Source organism: Acinetobacter sp. (genome assembly GCF_049284435.1).
Classification (GTDB): domain Bacteria; phylum Pseudomonadota; class Gammaproteobacteria; order Pseudomonadales; family Moraxellaceae; genus Acinetobacter.
Genome location: NZ_JBAPXX010000102.1, coordinates 1 through 2719 on the forward strand (window position 1 = coordinate 1; position 2719 = coordinate 2719).

Here is a 2719-nt window from a genome sequence, read left to right on the forward strand (position 1 = left end):
GAAGTTAGAGCAATTAAAGATCCATCATAAGATGAATCATTTTGCTCTGAAAGCAAAAATATATCTGAACTCTTTAAAAGCAGCCTATGCAGAAATTTCTTGTTTTAAAAAGGCTGCTGCTTAACATCAGTTATTTAAATACATTTAGCACGCTCCTGTGCAGATAATGAAATATTAAAAATTGCGCCGGATTCCCCCTGGCAGACCCATAAATAACCCTGATGGTTTTCAATGATGCTACGCGATAAAGTCAGTCCGATACCCATGCTGTCTTTCTTGCTCGAATAAAAAGACTCGAACAGCTGTTCTGGATTTTGTCCTTGCAGTCCCGGACCATTGTCGGCAATGGCAATTCGGGCATGCTGGTTGTGCTGCCAGGTCCGGATATAGATATCACGCTGACCTTCAGGATTGCGTTGTAACGCATCCACCGCATTAAAGACCAGATTAATCATTACCTGACTAAACAGGGTTTCATCAGCAGAGATAAAAACTGGCGTCACACTCAGTTCATAATGAATGGTACAGCCGCCCTGATCGGCTTTCAGTCCAATCAGGGGATGCAGGTCCTGAATCAGTTTATTGAGGGAATGAACCTGAAAATTGGCTTCGCCTTTGCGCAAAAGCTGCGCATACTGTGAATAATCTCGTTGACCCGTTTGGTCTGATCCAGTGCGGCATTCATGGCATCCAGCGTTTCAGTGGTATTGGCCAGGCCGTTTTGAATACGGATAATGCTGCCACCGACATAATTATTGAGTGCAGCTAAGGGCTGATTCAGTTCATGTGCCAGTGCGGTCGCAAGTTCACCCATGGTTTTGCAGCGTGACATATGGCCTAACTGACGTTCCCGAGCCCGCGCCATTTCTTCTGCTTCAATCCGTTCGCTAATATCGCGGTAATTATCAGAATTCCCTGAATATCCCGATGGTCGAGCAGGTTGCGATAGGTTGCTTCATGGTGCCGCCACTTACCATTATGGTGCAAAATTTTATAATGCAGCACTCCAATCGACTGTTCAGCGGGTTTTTTAAATAACAGTTGCCGGACTTTGATACGGTCATCCGGATGAATGACACTTAAGACATTCTTATTTAAAACAAAGCGGTCACGATAACCCAAAATACGTTGTAGAGAAGGGCTGGCATACAGCAGTTTACCTTGCAGGTCCAGAATCGCGATGCCATCGCCCGAGTTTTCCAGCAGCATCTTGAAATACTGATCTTTAGACTGCAGCTGATACTGATATTTCTTGATTTCGCTAATGTTACGAACCAAAGCCAGCAGTTTGGGTTGATGTTCAATTTCGACTGTTTTCAGGCAAACTTCAACGGGAATCTGCCTTTGATTCTGTGCCTGAATGATCCATTCAAATGTAATTGCTTCATGGCTGGCAGCTTATTGCACCTTTTTTAAGGCATGGTGAAAATCAAAACCATGGCTATGCGCACTGATTTTTTCTACACTCATGCTGATTAAATCAGATTTGCTGTAACCGGTCAGGTCTTCAGCTGCTTCATTGACGTCCATGAACTCGACACTGCCGATATCATGCACAAAAATGGCATCACCCGCCTTATCAAAGATGGTTTGATAATAATTTAAACTGGTCATTCTCATTCCTTACCTGAGATAGCATCCGGCGATGCTGGTACAGGGGTATTCGTCTTCACTGATGAATACTTGTTGTTATTGCATTTCATATTGGAGCAAAGTAAAAAGAGTTCAATTACACTTCAGGTCTAATTACATACTTTAAACATATAAAATAAATACACACTGCACACATCAGTCTAGTAAGGTTTGACTAAGCAAAATTAGTACCATTTTCATGTTTTAAAATGACTGGCAGATCACATTGTATTTTTTCAGCAGGATTCTTTCCCAGTTAAGCCAAACTTTCTGCTATCAGCCAGCATTCTATTTTTAATTAGTCAGTCCTTTTGTTAAGACATAGAATTAATTCAATTTTGTAGTAATAGCGATCAGTAGATGGCATTCAGCTGGATTTTCTTTACTTTAATGGCCGCATTTATGCAGGCTTGGCGTAATGCCTTTCAAAAACAGCTTAGTACCACGGTTGATGTCTGGGGAGTCACACTGGCACGCTTTATTTTTGGCTTGCCATTTGCTGCGCTGTACCTGAGCAGCCTGTATTCTTTCAAGCCAGTTGAAAGTGTTGTTCACTTCACTCCAAAGTTTTGGGTCTATGTGGTGATCGCAGGTTGTAGCCAGATTTTAGCTACGGCGCTGATGGTACAGCTGTTCAAGCAAAAAAATTACGCGGTTGGGGTAGGGCTGGCAAAAAGTGAAGCCATTTTAGCCGCCATTATCGGCGTGACCTTTTTAGCAGATCATTTATCGCTATTGGCCTGGATCGGTGTGGTACTTGGTGGTTATGCGGTGTTTTTGCTGAGTAAGGGCCAGCAGATCAGCGGATTTTCTGCCAAGACTTTAGCAATTGGAGTCGGCAGTGGTTTGAGTTTTGCCATTACCTCACTATTGGTCAGAGAGGCGAGTCTGGAATTAAGCGTATTACCAACTGTACATCGTGCCGCATGGGTACTGCTGATGGTGATTAGTTTTCAGTGCATCAGTATGTTGATCTATCTGAGTCTATTTAGCCGCCAGACTTTAGTGGCTATGTGGCAACGCTTGGGATTAACTTTTAAAGTCAGTGTATGCAGCTTTATGGCATCGCTGGGCTGGTTTACTGCTA

The 2719-nt window shown here is 43.1% G+C and carries 5 protein-coding genes; 1 reads left to right on the forward strand and 4 read right to left on the reverse strand.

Going from position 1 to position 2719, the window contains the following annotated elements:
- Positions 1 to 134: 134 nt before the first annotated feature.
- The 4 genes from WAK81_RS09005 to WAK81_RS09020 all read right to left on the reverse strand — a co-directional run bounded on the left by WAK81_RS09005 (position 135) and on the right by WAK81_RS09020 (position 1614).
- Entirely contained in the window at positions 135 to 623 is a 489-nt protein-coding gene (locus tag WAK81_RS09005; protein WP_422196542.1) for an ATP-binding protein, read from the reverse strand.
- Positions 575 to 865, reverse strand: a complete 291-nt coding sequence (locus WAK81_RS09010) for a histidine kinase dimerization/phospho-acceptor domain-containing protein (protein ID WP_422196543.1) — start codon at positions 863 to 865, stop codon at positions 575 to 577. Before WAK81_RS09010 ends, WAK81_RS09005 begins: the two co-directional genes overlap by 49 nt.
- Positions 838 to 1278 carry a PAS domain S-box protein gene (locus WAK81_RS09015; protein ID WP_422196544.1) on the reverse strand — a complete coding sequence of 147 codons (441 nt, stop codon included), beginning with the start codon at positions 1276 to 1278 and terminating at the stop codon, positions 838 to 840. Before WAK81_RS09015 ends, WAK81_RS09010 begins: the two co-directional genes overlap by 28 nt.
- A 120-nt stretch (positions 1279 to 1398) precedes the next feature.
- A complete protein-coding gene (locus tag WAK81_RS09020; protein WP_422196545.1) occupies positions 1399 to 1614 on the reverse strand; it encodes a PAS domain S-box protein in 216 nt (71 codons plus the stop codon).
- A 378-nt stretch (positions 1615 to 1992) separates the two neighbouring features.
- Between WAK81_RS09020 and WAK81_RS09025 the strand changes: the two genes are divergently transcribed.
- Positions 1993 to 2719: EamA family transporter (locus WAK81_RS09025; protein ID WP_422196546.1), on the forward strand; the 727-nt coding region annotated here is incomplete at its 3' end.

What these genes read in the sequence shown, in the direction of transcription:
- WAK81_RS09010 (WP_422196543.1), bottom strand. Translation starts at nt 865, where the DNA reads ATGGCGCGGGCTCGGGAACGTCAGTTAGGCCATATGTCACGCTGCAAA.
- WAK81_RS09020 (WP_422196545.1), bottom strand. Translation starts at nt 1,614, where the DNA reads ATGACCAGTTTAAATTATTATCAAACCATCTTTGATAAGGCGGGTGAT.